Here is a 23,150-nt window from a genome sequence, read left to right on the forward strand (position 1 = left end):
ATCCCACCTTAAAACTAAGGCGCCTATTTCAGTTTGCTTCTAAAATAAGATTGATTGGTAGCGGGAGCTGGATTTGAACCAACGACCTTCGGGTTATGAGCCCGACGAGCTACCAGACTGCTCCATCCCGCATCAACAGATTTTCGCCGCTTGCACCAACTTATGTTCTGGATTATAAGTTGGTGCGGAAGGGGGGACTTGAACCCCCACGCCCGAAAGCACTACCACCTCAAGGTAGCGTGTCTACCAATTCCACCACCACCGCAGCTGTGACGCATTCTAGACGCATCACCTCAAAAAAGAAAGCGCTAAATAAATTATTCAGCTGTTTTTGGCGCAGTTGGTGAAGTTTCAGCCGATTTCACCGGCGCTGCCGGCGCGGAAGAAATCGCTTTCAGGCTGTAGGCATCGGTGGTCTGCTTCTTAGCGTAAACCGCCAGCGTCAGGCTGGTGACAAAAAACAGCGCGGTTAAAATAGCCGTCAGCCGGGTCAGGAAATTCGCCGAACCTGAAGCGCCGAATACCGTGGCCGCGCCGCCGCCGCCGAAAGAGGCGCCTGCATCCGCGCCTTTGCCGTGCTGGACCAGAATCAAGACAATCATCAGTACGGCTAAGATTATATGTACCACCAGCACAAAAGTTTGCATGCTGAACTCCTAATTATTTTGTATTCGCAAATGCCTGAGCAATTTTATGGAAAGACACAGCATTCAATGAAGCCCCGCCAACCAGCGCGCCATTAATGTCTGGGCAAGCCGCCAACTCTACTGCATTTTCCGGCTTGACACTACCGCCGTAGAGAATCGCCATATTCTGGCCGGCAGGCGTAATCTGGCTCAGCCCTTCGCGGATTTTGGCATGCATCGCCTGCGCATCTGCCGGCGATGCGGTTTTGCCGGTGCCAATCGCCCAAACCGGCTCATAAGCCACAATAATGCTTTGCCATTGCCCTGCCTGCACAGCCGGGGCAATATCGCAGATCTGCTGCAGCACGGTCTGCTCCGCCTGGCCGCTTTCGCGCTGCTGCAGGCTTTCGCCTACGCAGTAAATCACGGTCAGTCCGGCATTCAATGCATTTTTCACTTTTTCATTAATGACTGCCGGGCTGTCGCCGAAAATTTCGCGGCGCTCAGAATGCCCGACCAGCGCAAAATCAATGCCGCTATCTTTCAGCAGTTCCGCGCTGATTTCACCGGTATACGCCCCAGTGCCGGCAATCCGCGACAGGTCCTGCGCTACCGTGCAAACGCTCCGGCTGCTGTCCTGCAGCTGCGCCTGAACGCTTTGCAGGGCCAGGGCAACGGGCGCAACAGCCATATGGCATTTAGACTCTTCAATGGGCTGATCCAGCAGCAATTGCTTTAATTCCTGAACCAGCTGCTTGGCGCCTGCCTGCATTGGGTTCATTTTCCAATTGCCAACAACCCAAGGTGTGATCGCCGAACCCGACATAGATAACCTGCAGAAACTTTGATGAAAACGGGCATATTCTACACGCAATTGCAATTTTTGATGATAGTTTTACACAGGCAATTTCAGCGGAAGAAATCCGCCAGGCGGTTTTCAGGATAATTTTGCAAAAAAACCGCAGGGATTTAAGGACTGGTTCAAGGTTTTGATCAATACTTAGCTAGTGACAACACTTTAAGATATGGTATTTTTATACAACAAAAGTATAATTTTAACATACCAATTATAAACAAACTGAAGCATAGGCATACTGAAGCATGACAGCATTACAGGGTTCTCCAAGATTTACAGGATTTATTCGGCGCCTGGTCGAAGAAGGACAGGTATCTGCCGCCAGCATGCAGCAGGCGCTGCTGAGTGCAAAAAAAGCCAATCAGGACATTGTCCCCTATCTGATCCACGAGTTGAAGATTCCGTCGCTGACCATCGCCGAAACCATTTCAGCTGAATTCGGCGAACCGATTTTTGACATTGCAGCCTATGACGCCAATCAGATTGTCCGCGAAGATATTGATGAAAAGCTGATTACCCGCTACCGCGTGCTGCCGATTTTCAAGCATTCCAATATCCTTTTTGTCGCGACCAGCAATCCGACGCATATTGAAGCAGTCGATGCGATCCGCTTCAGCAGCAAAATGAACACTGAGACCATCATTGTCGAGCACAATAAGCTGGAAAAGCTGATTGAGCAGAATTTTGCTGAAGACAGCACCTTTGATTTTGATGATGACTTCGATCTGGATATCGCCACGGATGCGCCCGATCAGAATGCCGATGACGGCGAAGAGGAAAAAGGCGAAGAGGCGCCGATTGTCAAGTACATCAACAAGCTACTGGTCGATGCGATCCGCATGGGCGCCTCGGATCTGCATTTTGAGCCCTATGAAAAAATGTACCGCGTGCGCTACCGCGTCGACGGCGTACTGCGCCAGATCGCCAACCCGCCGCTGCAGCTGGCCAACCGCCTGGCTTCGCGCCTGAAAGTCATGTCGCAGATGGACATTTCTGAAAAACGCGTGCCGCAGGACGGCCGCATCAAGCTGAAGCTGTCGAAAAGCAAGGCCATCGATTTCCGTGTCAACTCCCTGCCGACCCTCTTCGGCGAAAAGCTGGTGCTGCGTATCCTCGATCCGTCCAGCGCCATGCTCGGCATTGACGCGCTCGGCTATGAGCCGGAACAGAAAGCGCTGTTCATGGAGGCGCTGGACAAGCCGCAAGGCATGCTGCTGATTACCGGCCCAACCGGTTCCGGTAAAACCGTATCGCTGTATACCGGCCTGAACATTCTGAACCGTGAAGACACCAACATTTCAACTGCCGAAGACCCGGTCGAAATCAACCTGGAAGGTGTGAATCAGGTCAACGTCAACAATAAAGTCGGCCTGACTTTCGCCGCCGCCTTGAAGTCTTTCCTGCGCCAGGATCCGGACATTGTCATGGTCGGCGAAATCCGGGATCTGGAAACTGCCGAAATCGCCATTAAGGCCGCGCAGACCGGCCATATGGTGATGTCAACCCTGCATACCAACAGCGCGCCGGAAACCTTAACCCGCCTGCGCAACATGGGCGTGCCCTCATTCAATATTGCAACATCCGTCAATCTGGTGATTGCGCAGCGCCTGGCCCGCCGCCTCTGCCCGCAGTGCAAGCAAGCCGTAGAGATTCCGCAGCAAAGTCTGCTGGAAATGGGTTTTACTGAAGCGGACACGCAAAGCCCAGAGTTTCAGATTTACCAGCCTGTGGGCTGCTCAGAGTGCCGCGAAGGCTATAAAGGCCGTGTCGGCATTTATGAGGTAATGAAAGTGACGCCGGAGATTTCCCGTATTATCATGGAGGACGGCAACGCCATTCAGATTGCCGATGCTTCGGATAAAGCCGGATTCAGCAATTTGCGCCGTTCGGGCTTAATTAAGGTCATGCAGGGGGTGACTTCGCTTCAGGAAGTCAATCGCGTGACCAGTGAGTAATTGCTGCATTATTTAAAATAAGGATAAATTCATGGCTGTTAAAAAAGCGCAGATGATGCCAACCTTCAGTTATGAAGGGATAGACCGCAAGGGAGCCAAACTTAAAGGGGAATTGCCTGCGCGTAATATGGCTTTGGCCAAGGTGACATTGCGCAAGCAGGGCATCACCATCAAGAGTATTCGGGAAAAGCGCAAAAACATCCTCGAAGGCCTGATGAAAAAAAAGGTCTCAACCTTAGACATTACCATCTTCACCCGCCAGCTGGCCACCATGATGAAGGCCGGCGTGCCGCTGGTGCAGGGCTTTGAAATTGTTGCGGAAGGCCTGGAGAATCCAGCGATGCGCGAAGTGGTGCTCGGCATCAAAGGCGAAGTGGAAGGCGGCAACACCTTTGCCGGTGCCCTGCGCAAGTATCCGCAATATTTTGACAACCTATTCTGCTCTTTGGTGGAATCCGGCGAACAGTCCGGCGCGCTGGAAACCATGCTGGATCGTGTCGCCATCTATAAAGAAAAAAGCGAACTGCTTAAGCAGAAAATTAAGAAAGCTATGAAATACCCGATATCTGTTATTGTAGTTGCCATTGTGGTTACCATCATCCTGATGGTAAAAGTAGTGCCAGTTTTTGAAGGGCTTTTCAGCTCATTTGGAGCAGAACTGCCCGCTTTCACTAAAATGGTTGTAAATATGTCCAACTGGTTCCAAAGCTATTGGTTTATTTTCATCATTGCGGTTGCCGCCGTGGTTGCCTGCTTTTTAGAGGCTAAAAAGCGCAGCAAAAAATTCCGCGACTTTCTGGACCGGGCAGCGCTGAAAGCGCCGATCTTTGGCGATCTGGTATATAAAGCCATTATTGCGCGCTACAGCCGCACTCTTGCGACCACATTCGCTGCCGGCGTACCTTTGATTGACGCGCTTGAATCTACCGCAGGCGCAACCAATAATGTAGTTTACGAAACCGCGGTGCTTAAAATCCGCGAAGATGTCGCCACCGGCCAGCAGCTGCAGTTTGCCATGCGCATCACCGACAAATTTCCCTCCATGGCGGTGCAGATGGTCGCGATCGGCGAAGAATCCGGCTCGCTGGACGCCATGCTGGATAAAGTGGCCACCCATTATGAAAATGAAGTGGACAATGCAGTCGACGGCTTGACCTCGATGATGGAGCCTTTAATTATGGCCATATTAGGCGTGCTTGTCGGCGGCCTGGTGATTGCCATGTACCTGCCGATTTTCCAAATGGGTTCCGTTGTCGGCTAACATTCAAAAGGCTTAAAATTGTTTTCAGATATTCTCTCATATTTCATGCAGAACCCGGTGGCGCTTTATATTGCTATCGGGCTACTCAGCCTGTGCGTCGGCAGTTTCCTGAATGTAGTCATTTACAGGACCCCTAAAATGATGGAGCAGGAATGGCGCACTGACTGCCAGCTGTTCCTCCACCCTGAACAGCCGGTAGCCGAGGCCAGCAAGATTACCCTGAGCAAGCCGAATTCGGCCTGCCCGGAATGCCACAGCCCGATCCGCTGGCATCAGAACATTCCGGTCATCAGCTGGCTCCTGCTCCGCGGCAAGTGCGCTGCATGCCAGAACCCGATCAGCAGCCGCTATCCGCTGATTGAATTGCTGACCGCCGCCTGCTCTTTAACCGTTGTAGCGGTCTTTGGCCCAAGCCTGCAGATGCTGTTCGGATTAATCCTGACCTGGGTGCTGATTGCCTTAACCTTTATAGATTTTGACACCCAGCTGCTGCCGGACCGCTATACCCTGCCCTTGGCGGCTTTAGGCCTAGGCATCAACAGCTTCGCTGTTTACACCTCTCCGGCATCAGCCATTTGGGGCTATATTATCGGCTTCCTCTGCCTGTGGATTGTCTATTACATTTTTAAAATCGTGACCGGCAAAGAAGGCATGGGCTATGGCGATTTCAAGCTTCTCGCCGCCTTGGGCGCCTGGATGGGGCCGCTGATGCTGCCGCTGATTGTGCTGCTGTCCTCACTGGTCGGCGCCATCATCGGCATCATCCTGCTGAAAGTCCGCAAGGAAAACCAGCCCTTCGCTTTCGGGCCATATATCGCCATTGCAGGCTGGATCGCTTTCCTCTGGGGCGGGCAGATCATGAAAATTTACCTGGGTCAATAAGGAGCCGGCATGGCATTTGTAGTGGGCTTAACCGGCGGCATCGGCAGCGGCAAATCAGCGGCCAGCGCATGGTTTGAATCGCAGGGCATTGCCGTGGTTGATGCCGATGTGGTTGCGCGCGAAATTGTGCAAAAAGGGCAGCCTGCCCTCACGCAGATTCAGCAGGCTTTCGGCGGCTGGGTTCTGCTGGAAAATGGCGAACTCAACCGGCGCGCGCTGCGCGAGCATATTTTTAAAGCTCCTGAAGCGCGCAAAGTGCTGGAACAGATCACCCATCCCGCCATTAGAAGCTCGATTATCTGGCAGTTGCAGCAGGCGGCCAGCCCCTACGCGCTGCTAGCCTCCCCCCTGCTGTTTGAAACCAATCAGCATGAACTGGCGCAGCGCAGTTTGCTGATTGACGCTTCCGAAGAACTGCAGATTCAGCGGGCTTCGCAGCGCGACGGGCAAAATGCGGAACAGATCAAAAAGATCATTGCGGCGCAAATGCCGCGCGCGCAGAAACAGCAGCGCGCCGATGACATTGTGCTGAATGACGGCCATCTGGATCATTTATACCTGCATCTGCAGCCCTTGCATGAGAAGTATCTAGCTTTGGCTAAAAAACAGCTGCCCTAATCGGGCTGCTGTTTCTGCCGGTCAATTTGCCGCTGCAGCGGATCTTGATGCATCAGCCAGCGCCACGGCTGCAGCGCGCCAATACCCATCCCGATCAGGCCGAAAACCATGGCGCCGCTCAGCGGCTCATGCAGCAGCGGCACCGCTAAAATGGCAGCGATGAACGGCGCCAGAGTCACAATGCTGCCGGCTTTAAAGGCGCCCAGGCGCTTAATCGCTTCGATATAAGTTAAGGTCGCAATAATCACCACAAAAATGCCATGAAACAGCACCTGGGCAATCAAATGCACTGGAGCAGGCTCACTGAGATGCTTGGGCAGAAACAGCAGGTAAACCGGCACATAGATCACTGCGGACCAAATGGCGACGCCTGACATGGCATGCCAGGCGGACAGTTTCCATTGGCGCAGCAGCACGGTAAAGATGCCCCACCAGACCGCGCTGATGAAAAACAGCAGATCGCCCAGGCCGAAAGCCTGCCCTGTCTGCATGTACAGCAGCAGGCTCATGGCGCCAATCGAAGCGAGCATGATGATCAGGCTGATCCAGGTGTGGCGGTCAAAAGCCTGCTGAAACAGCACATAGGCCGCTGCAGCGGTGCACAGCGGAATGCAGCCGTTCAGAAAGATCGCCGCGTGGGCTGCCGGCGCATAATGAAAGGCGCTGTAAGCGCTCAGGCAGTAAATCACCCCGCCCAGCATGGCTAAAATGAACGGCTCCTTTTTCCAGAGGAAAGCCGTATCTTTTTTATAGATGAGAATCGGCATTAAAATGGCAAAGGCCAGCAGGAACCGCAGCGCGGTTAAATCCCATGCGCTGATGCCCCAGCTGGCGCTCAGGCGCGCCGCCAAGGTAAAGCCGCCCCAAATGCACATGGTGATCAGGACATACAGATAGCCTTGCTTTTGCGGCTGCATTTTAAACTTGCTGCTCAGGGCTGGAGAATTAACTGCTGCGCTGGCGGCAGGCCTCATACAGCGCCATGCCGGTGGCCACGCTGACGTTCAGGCTCTGCAGGTTGCCGGCCATCGGAATATAGACTTTCTGATCGCATTGCGCCTGGGTAATTGGGCGCAGGCCAGTATCTTCCGCGCCCATCACTACGCATACCGCAGTGCCGGTAAAATCAAACTGCTGAATCGGCAGCGCCTGCTCATCCAGCATAGTGCCGACCACGCGCACATTAAACTGCTCTTTAATCTGCCCCAAAGTGCGCGCCAAGTTGGTCACCTGAATGAATTTCACTTTTTCCGCGCCGCCGGCGGCTACTTTGCGCGCGGTCGGGGTCAGGCTGGCCGAGCGGTCACGCGGCACAATCACCGCTTCCACACCCATCGCCGCTGCGGTGCGGATGCATGCGCCCAGGTTGTGCGGGTCAGTCACCTGATCCAAAGCCAGCAGCAGAGGCTGCGCCGATGCCTGCAGCAGCTCTTCCAGATCCTTTTCATTCAGCGCCGGATGCGCGCGCACCGCCGCCACAACGCCCTGATGGAACGGCAGGCCGGCCAGCTTTTCCAAAGTATCGCGGCTGGCTTTCTGCACGCTGACGCCGAAAGGCTCCGCCAGCTCAAAAATGCGCTGCAGGCGCTGATCTTCACGCCCCTTCAGCGCAAATAAGGTTAAAACCCGCTCAGGCTCAAGCTCCAGCAATGACTCCACAGAATGAACGCCATAATAATATTCAGGTTTTGCCATGAACGACCTCTAACTTCAATTGACAATTCAAAAGAAAAATCCTGTAAAGCCGGCTTTACAGGATTGATGCTTGGCGCCTAGTTTAACTGATTTGGGCTGAAATTTCCTTGCCTAAGTCAGCTCATGCGCAGGAATAAATCAGCCTTCCAGATGGCAGACATAGTCCAGCACTTCATCGGTTTCAATTTTAAAGCGGCTGTTGCCCGGCACATAGAATGACTGGCCGGCGCGGAACAGTTCGCTTTCTTCGCTGTCGGCGATCTGCACGCGGCACTCGCCGGAAATGATTTCCATGCGTTCAGGAACATGCGTTTCAAAAGTCAGCGCTTGCTCAGTCGGCAAAATCACGCCCAGGGTTTTTTTAGTGCCGTCTGCAAACTGCACCGTATGGCTGATGCACAGGCCGCCGAAATACACATTTGATTTTTTAATGACTGATACATGATCAAACTGAGCTGACATGCGTATTTTCTCCAGATAAAGCATATTTATAATCTTCAGATTGAAGCAGTTTAATTGCGCTGCCGCAACTAATCAATCCATGTTTGCGCCGGATGAATCCGTCCTTGGCATTGTGTCCGCCAGCCCTGCGCTGCGCGTATAGCCGGCAGGCTGATGGCGGTCCGCATCGAGTCTAAAACAACTGCCGCAGCAGCACAATTTTCTTTTTGCATCTCATCGACTAAAGTTGATCAGCGGGCGGGCTGAAGGCGCGCGGCCCTGCTGCGCTCAGGCATTCGGCTGGATTCAGGCCCTGCGCTTTTTTTGCAGCGTAGAGCCGCCTGAAATTGCATGCTGATGCGGAAATTAAGATAGAATTACGCTGTTTACGGTCACCGAACAATAAAAACCGTCTTGTGGCGATAACAAAACTTGTCTATCTTAAACTCAAACTTTTCGCAGCCCGGATGCGTTTATGCTGACACATTTAACTCTGATCAATTTTGCCTTAGCTGAACATTTAGCCATTGATATTGAACAAGGTTTTAACGTTTTAACGGGTGAAACCGGCGCAGGGAAATCCCTGCTGCTGGATGCGCTGTCAGCCTGCCTGGGCGAACGCACCGACACCAATTATGTGCGCTATGGCGCGGATAAGGCCGATGTGACGGCTGCCTTCAGCTATCAGGACGGTTCGCCGGAAGCACTGTGGCTGAAAGCGCAGGAGCTGGATGATGAATCCGGCGAGATCCTGCTGCGCCGGGTGATTTTCGCCACAGGCCGCAGCAAGGCCTGGATTAACGGCCGCCCCAGCAGCCTGGCGGAATTAAAGGAAATCGGCCGGATGCTGGTGCAGCTTTACAGCCAGCACAGCCAGCAGCAGCTGCTGGAGCCGCCTTATCCGAGGCGCTGGCTGGACCGCTACAGCAATTTCCACGCGCCGGCCCAAGCGGTGCGCGACGCCTACGGCGCATGGCAAAAGAACATCCGCCTGCATCAGGCCGCGCTGGATGCGCAGGCAACCCGCAAGCAGCGCATGGAAACCTTAGAACTGCAGCTGGAAGAGCTGGAAGCGCCGGTGCAGGCTGACTATAAGGAAATTGAGCAGGAGTTTGACCGACTCAGCCATCATGAGCACATCATGCAGGACTGCAGCAGCAGCTTAGCGGCTCTGGATGATGCCGAGCAGAATATTAATCAGGAAATTTCCTCCATTTTGCGGCGCCTTGAGGCGCATGCCGGCCGCAGCGGGCAGCTTTCCGAAATTTACGCCTCGATGCTGAACGCGCAAAGCGAACTGGAGGATGCAACCGCCAGCCTGCGCCAGTTCATGGACCGGCAGAGCTTTGACCCGGAGCGCATGGAAGAGCTGAATGCGCAGCTGGAAGTTTTCCACCGCCTGGCGCGCAAGTACCGCACCCAGCCGGAATCGCTGAAAGAGGAATATGAAGCCTGGCAGGCGGAACTGCAGCAGCTGCAGCAGCTGGAAGATCCGGAAACTTTGGCGGAACAGGTTGAGGCCGCCCATCAGGACTTTTTAGGCAAGGCGCAGCATCTGGATCAAATCCGCCGCGAAGCCGCCGCGCCGCTGGCCAGGCAGCTGACCGCGCAGGTCAAGCAACTGGCGCTGCCGGAAGCCTATTTTGAATTTAAGTTTGAAGCGCTGGATGAAGCATCCAGCGAAGGCCTAAGCTTTATTCAGCTGCTGTTCAGCGCCAACAAGGGCATTCCGGCGCAGCCTCTGGCCCGCGTGGCGTCCGGCGGCGAGCTGTCGCGCATCGCCCTGGTCATGCAGGTGATGAATGCTGAAAAAACCGATGCGGAAATTCTGGTATTTGATGAAGTGGATGTCGGCATCAGCGGCGGCACGGCAGAAATGGTCGGCCGCCTGCTGGCCAGCCTGGCGCAGCATGTGCAGATCCTGTGCATTACCCATCAGGCGCAGGTGGCCGCGCAGTCTGACCAGCATCTGCTGGTGCAGAAGCAGCAGACTGACCCCGCCAGCAGCGCCATTATCAAGCTGCAGGAAGACGGGCGCATTCAGGAACTGGCGCGCATGACCGGCGGCGTTGAAATCGGCGAAACCACGCTGCAGCATGCCCGGCAGCTGCGCCAGCTGAAGTTCCAGAATGCATGAAAAAAGCCGGCAGATGATCTGCCGGCTTTTCACTGCAGCCTGAGCAAGCTGCTTTCAGCGCTATTGAAGCAAGGCTTACCACTGAACCGGCTTTTCGCTCGACCCCGGCGTCATCTCATAGGTCGGGCTGAAGCCTGCGTTCTGGCTTTGATAGGATGGAGGCTGCAGCTTCAGCCCCGCCAGCACTTCCTGGCTTAAGCCCTGCGCAATTTTGTCTGCGCTTGAATCATTCAGCGAGTTATTCAGCAGGTTCTGCACGGCGCTGTCGGCAAGGACGCGGTTGAATGCGCCCGAAGCAGCCACTTTTCCGGTATTGGCTTCAATCACGCGCCAGGTCAGGCGCACCTGATCCGCGCCCTGATTCATCCCGTACATCTGCTGGCCGCTGGCAACTGAAATATCATTGATGCGCCCCACCAGCAAATAATCCGCGCCGACTTTCTGGCCAATGCGCGCCAGTTCCTGCGGCGCGCCATCCCATTGCAGAAACTCGTTTTCAGACTGCATTTCGCTTAAATAGTGGCGGTCAAGCAGGCTCAGCTGCCCGCTTTGCGCCAAATACACGCCCAGCTGGTCAGACAGTTCCGATGCAAAATCCTCAGCGGAATCGACCTGGGCAGAGCGGTTATTCTTTTCATAGAACTGGAACGGCATCACTGCAATGCGGCGCAAATGCTGATCCTGAACCGATGACTGATACTGCACCACATGCGCGCGCACTTTCGCGCGGTAATGGCCTTTAGACCCGGACACGCTCAGCACCTGAAATTTAGTGACCGATCCTGAGCCGGCGCTGTCCACGCTGAACACAGGCGAAACTTTTCCGGTATAGCTCCACTGGTTATTGGAAGCCGTCATGCTGACGGTTTCTTCATAGTCTGTCCGTGAAGATACGGTCGCGCCGTTCACCGACTGCACCGCCACCAGCAGGGCTTCTGAAATGGCCTGATGCTGCGTCGCGCCGCTGCCTGAAGCTTCTTTAACGACTTCTTTCAATGCTGCAAAGGCTGAACTGGATGCGCACCCGGCAAGCAATAGGGCTAAAAATAGTTTATTCATTGTTATGATCTGCCGAAGCAGCTGCGCGGGCGCGCAGCTGCGGATTGGAATTACAGGCCGAAGGTCGAGCGTTTTGCTGACTTGCGGATTTCTTTTTCACTGGTCCATTCCACAATGCCGGTCTGCACATTCTGCAGCTTCAAAGTGAATTTGTAGTACACATCGCTTTTGCCGCCGGAGTTTTTCACAATGCTCGACAGGTTGCCGTTCAGCATGTATTCAGCGCCAATATGCCCGCCCGCTTTAACCGAAGTCGCCTGATTCACCATGCCGCTCTGCTTCTGGTAGGCCAGCTGCTGCGCCAGCGCATTTGCGGAAGTCATGTCGACAAAGCGGAATTTGCCGGAATTGATCAGCTTGTTCTGAATGGTGTCGGTAATCGACTCAGTATCAATATGCTCCTGGGTTTTATTGCGGATGCGGTCCACAAACATCACTGGGCGGCGGTTCTGCGTCAGCTGGACAATCACCGGGAAGGTCAGCATGTCATCCACCATTTTGTCCGCAATCATCTGCAGGTCGGTAGAGCCGAAATCCTTGGTCAGGGTTTCAACCGCCTGCGCATCGCCATAGCCTACCTTAGTGGAAGCGCAGCCGGTCAATACTGAAGCCGCCAAAATAGCAGCTGAAGCTAATTTCAATTTCATGGAACTGATCCTTATTAATCTTTTCTTAAATAAACCACGATATCAACCGCGGATGGGTTAGGCGCGATGGATTGAACGGTCTTGATTTCACGGCCTGTCAGCTGAATCGGCTTCCAGCGCGAGCCTTCAGGATTCACCTCAAAGCCGCTGGCATCGATCCAGACAATCTTGTATTCAAACGTGCGGCTGACAAACCAGCGGTCTTTAATCGCAATTGAGGCTTTTTTCAAATCGCCGGCATAGCCCATATTGATCCGGTCCACGGCAATCTGCGTGACCAGCTTCGGGTTGTTGCTGACCGTTTTCACGCTGTAGCTGCCATCCGCCGCAGTCTGGGTCGACAGCGAGTTCGGCGCGGTACAGCCGGCCAGCGCTACGGCCAGCAGGCCGGCCGCCGCCAGTTTCAAATTCATATTCATCACTACACTCTTTTTTAAATTAATGGGTTACAGCGCTTGTACTGGCTGAAATTTTATTGTTTACATCGCTGACATAGACAAAAACAGTTTGATTCGGATTGGCTTCGATATTGATGACCTGGCTGGCGGACTGCGGCCCGATCACCTGCAGGCTGTGCTTGCCCGGACTCACATCAAAACGCGCAGCCTGCGTATTGCTCGGCAGCGTCGACCATGCCCTTAAATCGGCGCGCTCGGTCGCCACATTCATTAAATTCCCCGCCATCTGGCCTAAAACGCCCAGCTGCTGGCCCAGCTGCTGCTGCGCGGCGTATTTAGTCGTGGCGCGCAGAATCTGGCTGGTGACGGTATTCAAAGTCTGCTCTTTCAGACTCTTTACCGCCAATGCGCCGATATCGCTGACCAGATAGCTCTGCTGCACCTGCCGCTCCCCCAGCTTGATTTTCAGGCTTTGCGGCGGCGCATAGCTGCTCGGCTCATAGCTTGCAAAGGCGATATTGACCAGCCCGTTCGGCATTGGAAAAGCCAGCTTATTTTCAATTTTCTGCGGCACAATGCCCTGCTCAATAAACACAATCACCGGCACGGACTTCGCATTGCCGCTGACGGCTTTATCCACGCGCGCCACGTCTTTGGCGAAGCTGGCGCTGCCCTGCAGCTCATAGGCTTTCTTAAAATCGACCAGGGCGCTGTTGTAGTCGCCGGTAGCTTCCCACAGATTGGCCGCCATGTAAAAGGCATAGCCGTTCTGATAGGTATTCTTGATGCGGCCTGCAATCGGGTCCAGCCCGGAAAAAGCCTCATCCAAGACCGAATAGTCAATGCTTGCGCCGTCATTCTGCTTGGCTTTTTTCTTTTCGAACTCTTTTTCGTGCTCCAGCTCAATTTCGCGCTGAATGCCCTGCGCAATGCGCATTTCCACACCGGCCGCTTCTGCATCATTTAAAAAGATGTAATTCTTAGCCTGCGAAATATGCGCCAAAACCTGTTCATAGGGCGGCACCAGATAAGGCACCACGGATTCATTGCTGACCATTGAAAGCGCTTTAAAGCCCACGCGCGTCATGCTGATTTTGCTGCGGTTATTTTGCTTATCCAGCAGTTCAAAGGCTTTTTTATAGGCATCCAGGCTTTCCGCATAGTTCTGATTCACCTGCAGAATCCTCGCCTGTTCCAGATGATACAGCACCGCGTCTTTGGAGTTTTTCTTGCTTTCAAACTTGGCAGCCGCCGATGGATTAGGCTCAGCATTCAAAGCGCTTCTGAACAGCGATCCGTCTTCTTCATAAGTTCCAAACGCGCCCGCATTCGCCTGCGCAGCCGCCAGGGAGGCTAAGCACAAAGCGGCGGCGGCCATGTTAATTTGAGTACGCATAATGCATTATTTTAACCAGTGTTACATATATGATACAAACAGAAATAATTCAGGTCAAAGCAATATATTCCTATAAAACAGCTAATTATTTTGATTTTGTTAAGCTAAACTGAACACTGTGCACAAAAAATCGCCTCAATGTTAATGATGATTGAAGCCGCCAGATCTGCAGCATTCCGCCCATGCAGCGCCCAGCCCAAGCGCGGCCGCAAAATATATTTATATCCTCAGCATATAATTCGTTGCATCAACTGGCCAAGTCAATGCTATAGTTCAATAAAGCTCTGGACAGAGCCGTAACCTACAAAATTTAAAACTATTCTTTAATGATGAGCTAAAGCCCGGAGACGCTTAGGTGAGCAAACAATATCTGACGCACCGATGCCTGATTGCTCCGCCAGATATGCAGGATGAATTTTTTGCAAATACGGTCATTTATTTGGCCCGTCATGATCAGGACGGCGCGCAAGGCATTATTATCAACCGCCCCTCAGGCATTCAGATTAAAGAACTGCTGAATGACCTGGAAATTGATGCAGACAATGTGCATCCGCATGCGGTGCTGCAAGGCGGCCCTTTGCGGCCGGAAGCTGGCTTTGTCCTGCATACCGGCCAGCCGACCTGGCATTCCTCCATCGCCGTGGGGGAAAATGTCTGCATTACCACGTCCAAGGACATTCTTGACGCGATTGCGCATAATGAAGGCGTGGGACGCTATCAAATTGCGCTGGGCTACGCCAGCTGGGCAAAAAACCAGCTGGAAGCGGAAATTGCCCGCGGCGGCTGGCTGATTTGCGAATCGGACATGGATTTGATTTTCAATTTGCCTTACGATGACCGCTGGGATGCCGCCTATAAAAAAATGGGGGTAGACCGCATTTGGTTATCTTCTGAGATTGGACATGCCTGACTTGAATGCGCCGCAAATGATTATGGCGTTTGACTTCGGTACGCAGAAAATGGGCATGGCCGTCGGCCAGTCCATGATTGAAAGCGCCAGCCCGCTGGCGCTGTTCCCAATGAAGGACGGCATTCCGGACTGGAATCAGCTGCTGAAAATCATCAAGCAGCACCAGCCGACTTTATTTCTGGTCGGCCTGCCTTTGAATATGGACGACACCGAATCCGAGCTTTCCGCGCGCTCGCGCAAATTCGCCCGCCGTCTGCGCCATCAGACCAATATTGAAACCCTGATGGTGGATGAGCGCCTGACCACGCGTGAAGCGCGCAGCGAGCTGGAGCAGTACCAGTCGCAGGGCCGCGGCAAAAAGCTGGCTGCCGACAGCATCGCCGCAGCCTTATTCATTGAAAGCTGGTACCGCAGCCCTGAAGGCCTCACCCCCTGATTGAAGCATTCACTCATGCAGCGCCGAAAAACCGGCCGGCGTCTGCATGAATACCAGCCTGCAGCCATGCGGAAAGTGGCATAAAACCGCCAATCAATCCCCGCTGAATTTTCCTGATTTACGCCTTAAATGCCCGAATGCAGGGCAGCAGAAATATCGCAAACTGATAAAAAACAGCAGACAGCAAGAATTCATTCAAGATTTCCATCGGTTTTTACCGCCATATGCTGAAACATGCCGAATGCAGCGGATGGCAGCATATTGCGCATAAAAGCCCAGCACGGCGCCAGACATTTTGTTATAAAGTAACCCTGTATAAAATTTTGATTTTTATTTAAACCAAGCAGGTTCATATGGCGCTCTCCAGTTTTGGTAAAATTCTTACGGTTTTGGATTTATTCTCTGTGTCACGCCCGGTGATTAATGTTGACGTCATCAGTGAGGAGCTGAGCCTTTCCAAGCCGACCAGCTACCGCTACCTGAAAGAGCTGGTTTCAGCGGAACTGCTGCAGCGCCTGAGCGGCACCTCCGGCGACTATACGCTGGGGTCCAAAATTGCGGTCTTAGACTACATTTCCCGCACCACCGACCCGCTGGTGCAGATCAGCATTCCCTTTATGCGGGAAATTGTCGAGCGCACGGAGTTTTCCTGCCTGCTGACCCAGTTAAATCATGATTCATGCATTGACCTGCACGATGAAGTCTTCAAGAACACCCCGCTGCTGTCTTACGGGCGCGGCTGCCCGCGCCCGGTATATATCGGCTCATCGGCAAAAATCATGATGTCCCACCTGCCGAAGCACAGTATTCTGGACTATTACCGGCGCTATGCAGCGCAGCTGGCGGAAACCGGCTTTTCCGGCAATGAAGCCGACTTTCTGGCGGCAATGAAAAAAATCAAGAAGCAGGGCTATTATTTTTCCAATGGCGAACTGGACCCGAATGTCGCCGGCGTCTCTGTGCCGGTTAAGTTTTCCAGCAAAGCGCCGCCGCTGGCTTTGACCCTGCTGGCGTCCAGAAACCGCTTCGAATTCGTCAACCTGCAGAAACTGATTGAAATCCTGCATGAAAATGCCAGCCTGATTGAGAAGAAATTTATGGCTTTGCCGGAAAACCAGCAGGACTGAGCGCTTCCGCTGCGGGGCTGTGATAAAAAACCGGACAGCGCCAGCATTGCGGCCCCATAGCTAAGTAAAGGAAACTCCGGATACGCGAGTGCGGCATGGATGCAGCACGTTGCCCATCCTTGCGCTGCGTTTAAAAGCAGTGCTTAAAACTGGCTCAGGACGCCGTGTATGGGCAACAAAAGACTTTTGTTTACTTGTATCTTAATTCACATAGTGATTAGCTCTCACTATACGCAAACAGCAGAGTTTGGTTGTTTACTAAAACTTAAAGTTTGGCCCAAAGATAAAACCTGCTGTTTGCCCTGACTGCCTGCACAACTCTGGACGGTAACTAAGCACCTCGATGCTGGATTCGCAAGAAAAGACGGCGGTTATGCTGAAAAAAATAATTGAATAAATAAGGCAGGTAAGATTATGTTTTATCTCGGTATTGATATTGCAAAAGCTAAAATTGACTGCTGTCTGATTTTAGAAGATTCTGCAGGCAAAAAGAAAACCAAAACCTTTCCGAATACGCCCAAAGGCTTTGAACAGCTTCAGGCCTGGCTGAATCATCATGCTGCAGGCCCTGCGCAGGCCATTGCCTTAATGGAAGCCACTTCTGTCTATCATGAACGCCTAGCTGGATATTTATTTGATGCAGGCTTTCAAGTCTGTGTGGCGAATCCCGCCAGAGCCCGGTATTTTGCTCAGAGCATGTCCAAGCTGAATAAGACAGACAAGGCTGACAGTGAAGTTCTGGCCCGGTTTGCGATGACTGCGGATCTGCATTTTTGGCAGCCTCTGCCTGGACATATTCAACTGCTGAATGCTTTGCTGGATCGAAGGGCTGTGCTTGGTGAAGATCTGCAGCGTGAAGAAAACCGTTTGGAAAAAGCGGAGTCTACCTTCACGATAGAACCGGTACTTCAGTCGATCCATAAGAATATTAAGCAGTTAAGCAGGCATATTCAGGATCTCGACCGGCAGATTGATGACCACATTGATCAGCATCCTGATTTAAAAAATGACAAGGCGCTGCTCAGCAGCATTCCGGCCATTGCAGACCGGACCAGTTTATTAATGCTCAGCTTCTTGCGCAGCCATGCTTTTGAAAGGGCGAGCCAGGCGGCGGCCTTTGCCGGCCTGGTGCCCATTCAAAGGCAGTCGGGCAGCTCCATTCACGGCAGGAGCCGCCTATCCAAAGCCGGCCCGTCGAAAATACGGGCCGGCTTATATATGGCGGCGATTGTCGCAACCCGGCATAATCCCCACATAAAGGGGATGAATGACAGGCTGCTGGCCAATGGCAAAACCAAGATGATGGCGGTTGGCGCTGCAATGAGGAAGCTGATTCATCTTTGTTATGGCGTACTCAAGCACCAGCGGCCTTATCAGGAGAATTATTGCGCCAATTCTCAATAATCCTCTTGACCTCTGAGACGGTATCTTTGGGTCTTTCCAAAGTAAAATCTTGCCTGCGCAAAGGCATCTAAATTTCTAAAGCAAAAGTGAGGCAGTGCAACCATCATCGTTATTGCCGAGATAGTTAACGTGGCTAAAACCCCGTGAAATCATATTTTATAGGTAATCATGCGTAATACAGACTTTATAGCTTAGCTATATATATTTGTTTTTAATTTATATTTTTTAAAAACCATACTATGACAGCGCAGGCGAAAACTTCGGTACAGAGCCGGCAGCCTCAACGGCTTTAAAATAAAAAGCCAGCCCGTTTCTAAACGGGCCGACTTGGCTGTTTGCGCCTCAGCGCTGCACTTTCAGCTCAATTTCTTCCACGCTGGTGTGGCGCACATCCAGGCCTTTCACCATATAAATCACCTGCTCGGAAATATTGCGCGCATGGTCGCCGATGCGCTCCAGAGAGCGCAGCACCCAAAGCACATTCATCACCCGGGTAATATGGCGCGGGTCTTCAATCATATAGGTCATCAGCGTACGGGTGGCGGACTGGTATTCGCGGTCAATGTCGGCATCCGCCAGCAGCACTTTCAGCGCCTGATCGACATCCAGGCGCGCAAAAGCGTCCAGGGCGTCATGAATCATCACCCGCACCTGATTGCCGATATGGCGGGTTTCCATATAGCCGCGCGGCGAACCGCCCTCTTCACAGAGGCTTTGCGCAATGCGGCCGATTTTGGCCGCTTCATCGCCGATGCGCTCCAAGTCGGTATTGGCTTTGGACATGGCAATCACCATGCGCAAGTCAATCGCAGCCGGATGGCGGCGCGCTAAAATCAGCGTCAGCGCCTCATCAATTTCAGTTTCATAGCGGTTAACCGTATTGTCCTGAAACTGCACATCCACCGCCATGGCGACATCTGTATCCAGCAGCGCATGAATGGCGTTCGCCACCTGCTGCTCAACCAGGCCGCCCATGGTCATGAATTTGGTGTTCACATCCTGCATGTCTTCATTGAATTGCGAAGAAATATGGTGACTCAGCACAGGATTATTTGGACTCACAGGGCGTACTCCACGGCAGCAGATTAAGGCAGATTGTTAAGCGGATATTAAAGCACATCCATTATGAAAGTTTGATGACGGCTGCATTTTTCTTTGCCGCCCCCGCTCCCCGGCTGCGCCAGCCATGCTCACAGCGCGGTAACAAACAACTGCACAATACTACACAGTACGGCGCAGTTTCGGCGATAGAATAGCAGCATTATCAGACTGCTATATTGCCATATTTGATTGCCGGGTGCCTGTGCCAAAGCCTTTTCCTTCCGCCGCAAAGCTCAGCTTTGCCTGTTTCTGCCTGCTCCTGACCGCAGGCTGCCAGCAGCAGCCTGAGCCGCAGCCTGCTAAGGAGCAGCTGGCGGGGGTGAATGTGCAGCATGAAGCCGCTGACCTCTCGCTGCTGTGCCAAAAGCTGGAACAGGATATGCTGGAGATCAATAATCAGCGCACAACCTTTGCTCTGGAACAGGTCAATCAGGACCTGAAAGTCTGCCTGCCCCTGCAGGACTTAGCCCAGCAGCGGCGCCTGCTGCAGCGCTCCAATGAAATGTATCAAAACTTCCTGCAGGCCGAGCGCAGCCCTGTGCAGCAGCTGGCGTTTGAACAGCACGCCTTTGACATGGCGCAGCATCCGACCATTCAGCAAAGCCATTTTGAACAGCTGGCGCTGCGCGACCAGTACCTGCTGAAGCATCAGGGGCAGGCCTATGTGGAACTGATTGATGCCGGCCAGAGCGGACTGCATTACCGGCGCAGCCCCGAATATCTGGCGAAAATCTTTGCGCCGTACATGCCGGAAGCCGAGCGCATATTCATTGAAAATTTAGCGCAGCAGAACCTGCAGCCGGCGTTCAGAGACCAGTCCCTGCTGATTGATGCGCCGGAAACCGCGCGGCGCGCGCTGTTCTGGGAAGACTACATTCAGAAATACCCGAAAAGCAGCTATCTGCAGGATGCGCAGCAGCTGCTGTACCAGTACAAAGTATTTTTATTCAAAGGCCTGAAAGATACCCCGGTTTCCGGCAGCTATGCCGGCCGCCTGGATGTGCAAGCCGGCACGGCCGAAGAAATGCAGAAAATCGCCAAGCTGAAGGATTCCGCCCTGGCTCTGCAGGCCGGCCGCTTCCTCAATTTTCTGGAGATGAGCCCGGAACAGCGCCAGCAGGCCGCCGGCGGGCAAAGCGGCCTCAGCCCCTGGCAGCAGCTGGAACTGCACCTGAATCTGCGCAATCCGGCGCCGCGCTATAAAAAAGACTGCTTCAGCGACGCCGTCTGCCGCTGACCAACTCATTATAAAATAATAAGATTTAAAGCATTTACCAATAAGCATCAGACTAAATTGCCCAGCTGACTATTCTTTAGCGCCAGACTGGGCTAAGATTTCATCACCGCTTGACGGAGCGCGGGTAACAACCCGCTGAGATCGCCTAAATTCTGAATGTGCAGGGTTTGATGGCGAGTACCGTTGAACCTGATCAGGTTAAGACCTGCGTAGGAATCAAGCCATCTGTAAGCCTCAAGCTTCCGATTGATCTGCCGCCGCTGCCGCCCCAAGCCAGCTGAAGGCTTCAGCAGAACAGTCCGCCAGGGTTTCCGGTCACGCTTGATTCGCTGATGACATTCATAAGGATCACTGCAATGAACCAGTTAACGAATCTTTCCTCAAATGACCTGTCTGCTCAGCATGAGCAAGACGCCAAAGATCTGACCCGCATCCTGCCCGCTTCATCTAAAGTGTATATCCAAGGCTCGCGCCCGGACATTCAGGTGCCGATGCGGGAAATTGCGCTGACCGATACCCCGACTGGCCTGGGCGGCGAAAAAAACCTGCCGCTGATGGTGTACGACACTTCCGGCGTTTACACCGACCCGAAAGTTGCCATTGACCTGAATAAGGGCCTGCCGAATGTGCGCGAAAGCTGGATTGAAGAGCGCGCGGATACAGAGCGCCTGGACACCCTAAGCTCGACCTTCGGCCAGGAGCGCCTGAAAGACATCCGCACCGCGGAAATCCGCTTTGCGCATATTCAGAAGCCGCGCCGCGCCAAGGCCGGCCAGAATGTCACCCAGATGCACTATGCCAAGCAGGGCATCATTACCCCGGAAATGGAATACATCGCCATCCGCGAAAACCAGCGCCAGCGCGAAGGCGCGGATATGCGCCAGCATGCCGGCCAGAACTTCGGCGCGCGCAACCTGACGGAAATCACCCCGGAATTCGTGCGCAAGGAAGTCGCTGAAGGCCGCGCGATTATTCCCGCCAACATCAACCACCCTGAAATTGAGCCGATGATCATCGGACGCAACTTTCTGGTGAAAATCAACGCCAATATCGGCAACTCCGCGCTGGGCTCTTCAATTGACGAAGAAGTGGCGAAAATGACCTGGGCGACCCGCTGGGGCGCGGACACCATCATGGACCTGTCTACCGGCAGAAACATCCATGAAACCCGCGAATGGATTATCCGCAACTCGCCTGTGCCGATCGGCACCGTGCCGATTTACCAAGCCTTAGAAAAAGTTGACGGCGTGGCCGAAGACCTGACTTGGGAAATCTTCAAGGACACGCTGATTGAGCAGGCCGAACAGGGCGTGGACTACTTCACCATTCATGCCGGCGTGCTGCTGCGCTACGTGCCGATGACCGCCAACCGCCTGACCGGGATTGTTTCGCGCGGCGGCTCCATCATGGCGCAGTGGTGCCTGGCGCATCATCAGGAAAACTTCCTGTATACGCATTTTGACGAAATCTGCGAAATTATGAAGGCCTATGACGTGTCATTCAGCTTGGGCGACGGCCTGCGCCCGGGCTGCATTCAGGATGCCAATGATGAAGCGCAGTTCTCGGAACTGCGCACGCTGGGCGAGCTGACCCACCGCGCATGGGAGCATGATGTGCAGGTGATGATTGAAGGCCCGGGCCATGTGCCGATGCATATGATCAAGGAAAACATGGATCTGCAACTGGAAGTCTGCCAGGAAGCGCCATTCTACACCCTTGGCCCTTTAACCACGGATATTGCGCCGGGCTATGACCACATTACCTCCGCAATCGGCGCCGCCATGATCGGCTGGTACGGCACAGCAATGCTGTGCTATGTGACGCCAAAAGAGCATTTGGGCCTGCCGAATAAAAAAGACGTGAAAGACGGCATCATCACCTATAAAATAGCAGCCCACGCTGCCGATTTGGCCAAAGGCCATCCGGGCGCGCAGGCGCGCGACAATGCCCTGTCCAAGGCGCGCTTTGAATTCCGCTGGGAAGACCAGTTCAATTTAAGCCTGGACCCGGACACTGCGCGCTCCATGCATGATGAAACCATGCCGAAGGAAGCGCACAAGTCCGCGCATTTCTGCTCGATGTGCGGGCCAAAATTCTGCTCGATGAAAATCACCCAGAATGTCCGTGATTATGCGCAAAATCAAAAGATTGCGGAATCAGCAGCAGGCGGCTCAGACATTGACGCCGGCATGGAAGCAATGAAGGCCGCTTATCAGGAACAGGGTCAAAAACTGTACCATAAAGTGTAACGCTGCAAAAAAAAGCGTTTGTGTTCCCTTAAATCTCAGTTAGGATGAAAACAGCCGTTTTCATCCTTTTACTTTTTATTAAGCTTATGAATATTATTAAACAAGCTTCCTATAACAATAAAGATTACGCCATTGAAGGGCGTGAGCATCTGTTCAGGGGCTTTATTCAGGTCGAGAAAGTCAGACTGCGCCACCGCCTGTTTGCGCAGGACGGCAGCACGCCGGTGCTTCAGCGCGAGCTGATTCACCGTCCGGAAGCCGCCGGCGTGCTGATTTACAGCCATGAGCAGCGGAAATTCGCCCTGATTGAGCAGTTCCGGATCGGCGCAATTGATGATGCCGATTCGCCTTGGCAGCTGGAAATTATCGCCGGCGTGCTGGACGGCGCCGAATCGCCTGAAAGCTGCATCCGCAGGGAAAGCCTGGAAGAATCCGGCTGCGAACTGCGCGGACTGCAGCACCTGTTCAGCTTTTACCCTTCCGCCGGCGCCTGCTCAGAGCTGTTCCACCTCTACAGCGCGCAAGCCGAGCTGCCTGAACATGGCGGCGTTTTCGGCATGCCGGACGAAGGCGAGAATATTCAGCTGCATATTCTGAACTACGCGGACTTGCCGGAACTGCTGGTCAGCGGTCGGTTAAAGAACGCGCCTGTCATTATGGCCTTGCAATGGCTGCAGCAGGAAATTCATACTATAAAGAATGTCTAAGGGGAAGG

General features: G+C 53.3%; 23 protein-coding genes, 2 tRNA genes and 1 riboswitch. Of the genes, 12 read left to right on the forward strand and 13 right to left on the reverse strand.

Translation table 11 applies throughout. The features are described 5' to 3' along the window. Nucleotides 1–55 precede the first annotated feature (55 nt). The 4 genes from BEN74_RS09490 to tpiA all read right to left on the reverse strand — a co-directional run bounded on the left by BEN74_RS09490 (nucleotide 56) and on the right by tpiA (nucleotide 1,452). Nucleotides 56–132 (reverse strand) — tRNA-Met (locus BEN74_RS09490). A 48-nt stretch (nucleotides 133–180) separates the two neighbouring features. Continuing rightward, nucleotides 181–265 (reverse strand) — tRNA-Leu (locus tag BEN74_RS09495). A gap of 52 nt (nucleotides 266–317) precedes the next feature. After that, the gene (gene secG / locus BEN74_RS09500) at nucleotides 318–647 is read right to left on the reverse strand and encodes a preprotein translocase subunit SecG (protein ID WP_068912961.1); all 330 of its coding nucleotides are present in this window, start codon (nucleotides 645–647) and stop codon (nucleotides 318–320) included. Nucleotides 648–660: 13 nt separating this feature from the next. Further along, complete coding sequence (gene tpiA, locus BEN74_RS09505) at nucleotides 661–1,452, reverse strand: triose-phosphate isomerase (RefSeq protein ID WP_068912962.1); 792 nt, start codon at nucleotides 1,450–1,452, stop codon at nucleotides 661–663. A 275-nt stretch (nucleotides 1,453–1,727) separates the two neighbouring features. Between tpiA and pilB the strand changes: the two genes are divergently transcribed. The 4 genes from pilB to coaE are packed head-to-tail and all read left to right on the forward strand — an operon-like array spanning nucleotide 1,728 to nucleotide 6,198. Beyond that, on the forward strand, nucleotides 1,728–3,437 hold the full coding sequence (gene pilB, locus BEN74_RS09510; RefSeq protein WP_068912964.1) for a type IV-A pilus assembly ATPase PilB: 1,710 nt from the start codon (nucleotides 1,728–1,730) through the stop codon (nucleotides 3,435–3,437). A 31-nt stretch (nucleotides 3,438–3,468) separates the two neighbouring features. After that, nucleotides 3,469–4,698 carry a type II secretion system F family protein gene (locus tag BEN74_RS09515; RefSeq protein WP_068912967.1) on the forward strand — a complete coding sequence of 410 codons (1,230 nt, stop codon included), beginning with the start codon at nucleotides 3,469–3,471 and terminating at the stop codon, nucleotides 4,696–4,698. Between the two features lie 45 nt (nucleotides 4,699–4,743). Further along, nucleotides 4,744–5,580 (forward strand): prepilin peptidase, encoded by an 837-nt coding sequence (locus tag BEN74_RS09520; protein WP_068912969.1) that lies wholly within the window; start codon nucleotides 4,744–4,746, stop codon nucleotides 5,578–5,580. A 9-nt stretch (nucleotides 5,581–5,589) separates the two neighbouring features. Next, on the forward strand, nucleotides 5,590–6,198 hold the full coding sequence (gene coaE, locus BEN74_RS09525; RefSeq protein ID WP_068912971.1) for a dephospho-CoA kinase: 609 nt from the start codon (nucleotides 5,590–5,592) through the stop codon (nucleotides 6,196–6,198). Here coaE and BEN74_RS09530 read toward each other — a convergent pair. The 3 genes from BEN74_RS09530 to BEN74_RS09540 all read right to left on the reverse strand — a co-directional run bounded on the left by BEN74_RS09530 (nucleotide 6,195) and on the right by BEN74_RS09540 (nucleotide 8,355). Continuing rightward, nucleotides 6,195–7,115: a DMT family transporter gene (locus BEN74_RS09530; RefSeq protein ID WP_068913015.1), complete on the reverse strand. Its 921-nt coding sequence runs from the start codon at nucleotides 7,113–7,115 to the stop codon at nucleotides 6,195–6,197. The two genes, coaE and BEN74_RS09530, sit on opposite strands and share 4 nt — an antisense overlap. A 28-nt stretch (nucleotides 7,116–7,143) precedes the next feature. Next, complete coding sequence (gene rlmB, locus BEN74_RS09535; RefSeq protein WP_068912973.1) at nucleotides 7,144–7,893, reverse strand: 23S rRNA (guanosine(2251)-2'-O)-methyltransferase RlmB; 750 nt, start codon at nucleotides 7,891–7,893, stop codon at nucleotides 7,144–7,146. Between the two features lie 138 nt (nucleotides 7,894–8,031). Then, nucleotides 8,032–8,355, reverse strand: coding sequence for a pyrimidine/purine nucleoside phosphorylase (locus tag BEN74_RS09540; protein WP_068912975.1), 324 nt, complete (start codon nucleotides 8,353–8,355; stop codon nucleotides 8,032–8,034). A gap of 454 nt (nucleotides 8,356–8,809) precedes the next feature. Here BEN74_RS09540 and recN point away from each other — a divergent pair, with 454 nt between their 5' ends. Then, nucleotides 8,810–10,471, forward strand: coding sequence for a DNA repair protein RecN (recN, locus tag BEN74_RS09545; RefSeq protein WP_068912977.1), 1,662 nt, complete (start codon nucleotides 8,810–8,812; stop codon nucleotides 10,469–10,471). Between the two features lie 75 nt (nucleotides 10,472–10,546). On the opposite strand, the gene BEN74_RS09550 is transcribed toward recN, so the two are convergent. From BEN74_RS09550 to BEN74_RS09565, 4 genes are read right to left on the reverse strand one after another with little or no spacing between them, the layout of a single operon-like run. Further along, nucleotides 10,547–11,530, reverse strand: coding sequence for a CsgG/HfaB family protein (locus tag BEN74_RS09550; RefSeq protein ID WP_068912979.1), 984 nt, complete (start codon nucleotides 11,528–11,530; stop codon nucleotides 10,547–10,549). A gap of 50 nt (nucleotides 11,531–11,580) precedes the next feature. Continuing rightward, a complete protein-coding gene (gene lpoB / locus BEN74_RS09555) occupies nucleotides 11,581–12,177 on the reverse strand; it encodes a penicillin-binding protein activator LpoB (protein WP_068912981.1) in 597 nt (198 codons plus the stop codon). Between the two features lie 14 nt (nucleotides 12,178–12,191). Then, a complete protein-coding gene (locus BEN74_RS09560) occupies nucleotides 12,192–12,596 on the reverse strand; it encodes a DUF1425 domain-containing protein (protein WP_068912983.1) in 405 nt (134 codons plus the stop codon). Between the two features lie 19 nt (nucleotides 12,597–12,615). Further along, a complete protein-coding gene (locus BEN74_RS09565) occupies nucleotides 12,616–13,971 on the reverse strand; it encodes a hypothetical protein (RefSeq protein ID WP_228200413.1) in 1,356 nt (451 codons plus the stop codon). Between the two features lie 355 nt (nucleotides 13,972–14,326). Here BEN74_RS09565 and BEN74_RS09570 point away from each other — a divergent pair, with 355 nt between their 5' ends. Both BEN74_RS09570 and ruvX read left to right on the forward strand, forming a co-directional pair. Further along, nucleotides 14,327–14,881, forward strand: a complete 555-nt coding sequence (locus BEN74_RS09570; RefSeq protein WP_068912988.1) for a YqgE/AlgH family protein — start codon at nucleotides 14,327–14,329, stop codon at nucleotides 14,879–14,881. Then, nucleotides 14,874–15,317, forward strand: a complete 444-nt coding sequence (ruvX, locus tag BEN74_RS09575; RefSeq protein ID WP_068912990.1) for a Holliday junction resolvase RuvX — start codon at nucleotides 14,874–14,876, stop codon at nucleotides 15,315–15,317. Before BEN74_RS09570 ends, ruvX begins: the two co-directional genes overlap by 8 nt. A 191-nt stretch (nucleotides 15,318–15,508) precedes the next feature. Here the strand turns inward: ruvX and BEN74_RS19410 are convergent, their stop codons facing one another. Next, complete coding sequence (locus tag BEN74_RS19410) at nucleotides 15,509–15,670, reverse strand: hypothetical protein (protein ID WP_162898166.1); 162 nt, start codon at nucleotides 15,668–15,670, stop codon at nucleotides 15,509–15,511. On the opposite strand from BEN74_RS19410, the gene BEN74_RS09580 reads away from it, so the two are divergent. After that, a complete protein-coding gene (locus tag BEN74_RS09580; RefSeq protein WP_068912992.1) occupies nucleotides 15,671–16,444 on the forward strand; it encodes an IclR family transcriptional regulator in 774 nt (257 codons plus the stop codon). A gap of 414 nt (nucleotides 16,445–16,858) precedes the next feature. Beyond that, complete coding sequence (locus BEN74_RS09585) at nucleotides 16,859–17,848, forward strand: IS110 family transposase (RefSeq protein ID WP_119285037.1); 990 nt, start codon at nucleotides 16,859–16,861, stop codon at nucleotides 17,846–17,848. A 342-nt stretch (nucleotides 17,849–18,190) separates the two neighbouring features. Here the strand turns inward: BEN74_RS09585 and phoU are convergent, their stop codons facing one another. Next, the gene (phoU, locus tag BEN74_RS09590; RefSeq protein ID WP_068908084.1) at nucleotides 18,191–18,910 is read right to left on the reverse strand and encodes a phosphate signaling complex protein PhoU; all 720 of its coding nucleotides are present in this window, start codon (nucleotides 18,908–18,910) and stop codon (nucleotides 18,191–18,193) included. A 235-nt stretch (nucleotides 18,911–19,145) separates the two neighbouring features. On the opposite strand from phoU, the gene BEN74_RS09595 reads away from it, so the two are divergent. From BEN74_RS09595 to BEN74_RS09605, 3 genes are all read left to right on the forward strand, one after another. Further along, complete coding sequence (locus BEN74_RS09595) at nucleotides 19,146–20,186, forward strand: hypothetical protein (RefSeq protein WP_213072373.1); 1,041 nt, start codon at nucleotides 19,146–19,148, stop codon at nucleotides 20,184–20,186. A gap of 104 nt (nucleotides 20,187–20,290) precedes the next feature. Further along, nucleotides 20,291–20,419, forward strand: a riboswitch (TPP riboswitch). A gap of 123 nt (nucleotides 20,420–20,542) precedes the next feature. After that, a complete protein-coding gene (thiC, locus tag BEN74_RS09600) occupies nucleotides 20,543–22,435 on the forward strand; it encodes a phosphomethylpyrimidine synthase ThiC (protein WP_068908083.1) in 1,893 nt (630 codons plus the stop codon). An 86-nt stretch (nucleotides 22,436–22,521) separates the two neighbouring features. Continuing rightward, the gene (locus BEN74_RS09605) at nucleotides 22,522–23,142 is read left to right on the forward strand and encodes an NUDIX domain-containing protein (RefSeq protein ID WP_068908128.1); all 621 of its coding nucleotides are present in this window, start codon (nucleotides 22,522–22,524) and stop codon (nucleotides 23,140–23,142) included. Nucleotides 23,143–23,150 lie beyond the last annotated feature (8 nt).

The sequence above is a fragment of the Acinetobacter sp. WCHAc010034 genome, assembly GCF_001696615.3.
Lineage (GTDB): Bacteria > Pseudomonadota > Gammaproteobacteria > Pseudomonadales > Moraxellaceae > Acinetobacter.

Bases quoted from the DNA above. Each gene is read 5' to 3' on its own strand.
- BEN74_RS09550 (WP_068912979.1), bottom strand. From the start codon at position 11,530: ATGAATAAACTATTTTTAGCCCTATTGCTTGCCGGGTGCGCATCCAGT.
- thiC (WP_068908083.1), top strand. From the start codon at position 20,543: ATGAACCAGTTAACGAATCTTTCCTCAAATGACCTGTCTGCTCAGCAT.
- secG (WP_068912961.1), bottom strand. From the start codon at position 647: ATGCAAACTTTTGTGCTGGTGGTACATATAATCTTAGCCGTACTGATG.
- lpoB (WP_068912981.1), bottom strand. From the start codon at position 12,177: ATGAAATTGAAATTAGCTTCAGCTGCTATTTTGGCGGCTTCAGTATTG.
- BEN74_RS09515 (WP_068912967.1), top strand. From the start codon at position 3,469: ATGGCTGTTAAAAAAGCGCAGATGATGCCAACCTTCAGTTATGAAGGG.
- BEN74_RS09520 (WP_068912969.1), top strand. From the start codon at position 4,744: ATGCAGAACCCGGTGGCGCTTTATATTGCTATCGGGCTACTCAGCCTG.
- BEN74_RS09560 (WP_068912983.1), bottom strand. From the start codon at position 12,596: ATGAATATGAATTTGAAACTGGCGGCGGCCGGCCTGCTGGCCGTAGCG.
- BEN74_RS19410 (WP_162898166.1), bottom strand. From the start codon at position 15,670: ATGAACCTGCTTGGTTTAAATAAAAATCAAAATTTTATACAGGGTTAC.
- ruvX (WP_068912990.1), top strand. From the start codon at position 14,874: ATGCCTGACTTGAATGCGCCGCAAATGATTATGGCGTTTGACTTCGGT.
- BEN74_RS09540 (WP_068912975.1), bottom strand. From the start codon at position 8,355: ATGTCAGCTCAGTTTGATCATGTATCAGTCATTAAAAAATCAAATGTG.
- BEN74_RS09530 (WP_068913015.1), bottom strand. From the start codon at position 7,115: ATGCAGCCGCAAAAGCAAGGCTATCTGTATGTCCTGATCACCATGTGC.
- tpiA (WP_068912962.1), bottom strand. From the start codon at position 1,452: ATGTCGGGTTCGGCGATCACACCTTGGGTTGTTGGCAATTGGAAAATG.
- BEN74_RS09605 (WP_068908128.1), top strand. From the start codon at position 22,522: ATGAATATTATTAAACAAGCTTCCTATAACAATAAAGATTACGCCATT.
- BEN74_RS09585 (WP_119285037.1), top strand. From the start codon at position 16,859: ATGTTTTATCTCGGTATTGATATTGCAAAAGCTAAAATTGACTGCTGT.
- pilB (WP_068912964.1), top strand. From the start codon at position 1,728: ATGACAGCATTACAGGGTTCTCCAAGATTTACAGGATTTATTCGGCGC.
- rlmB (WP_068912973.1), bottom strand. From the start codon at position 7,893: ATGGCAAAACCTGAATATTATTATGGCGTTCATTCTGTGGAGTCATTG.
- coaE (WP_068912971.1), top strand. From the start codon at position 5,590: ATGGCATTTGTAGTGGGCTTAACCGGCGGCATCGGCAGCGGCAAATCA.
- BEN74_RS09580 (WP_068912992.1), top strand. From the start codon at position 15,671: ATGGCGCTCTCCAGTTTTGGTAAAATTCTTACGGTTTTGGATTTATTC.
- recN (WP_068912977.1), top strand. From the start codon at position 8,810: ATGCTGACACATTTAACTCTGATCAATTTTGCCTTAGCTGAACATTTA.
- BEN74_RS09565 (WP_228200413.1), bottom strand. From the start codon at position 13,971: ATGCGTACTCAAATTAACATGGCCGCCGCCGCTTTGTGCTTAGCCTCC.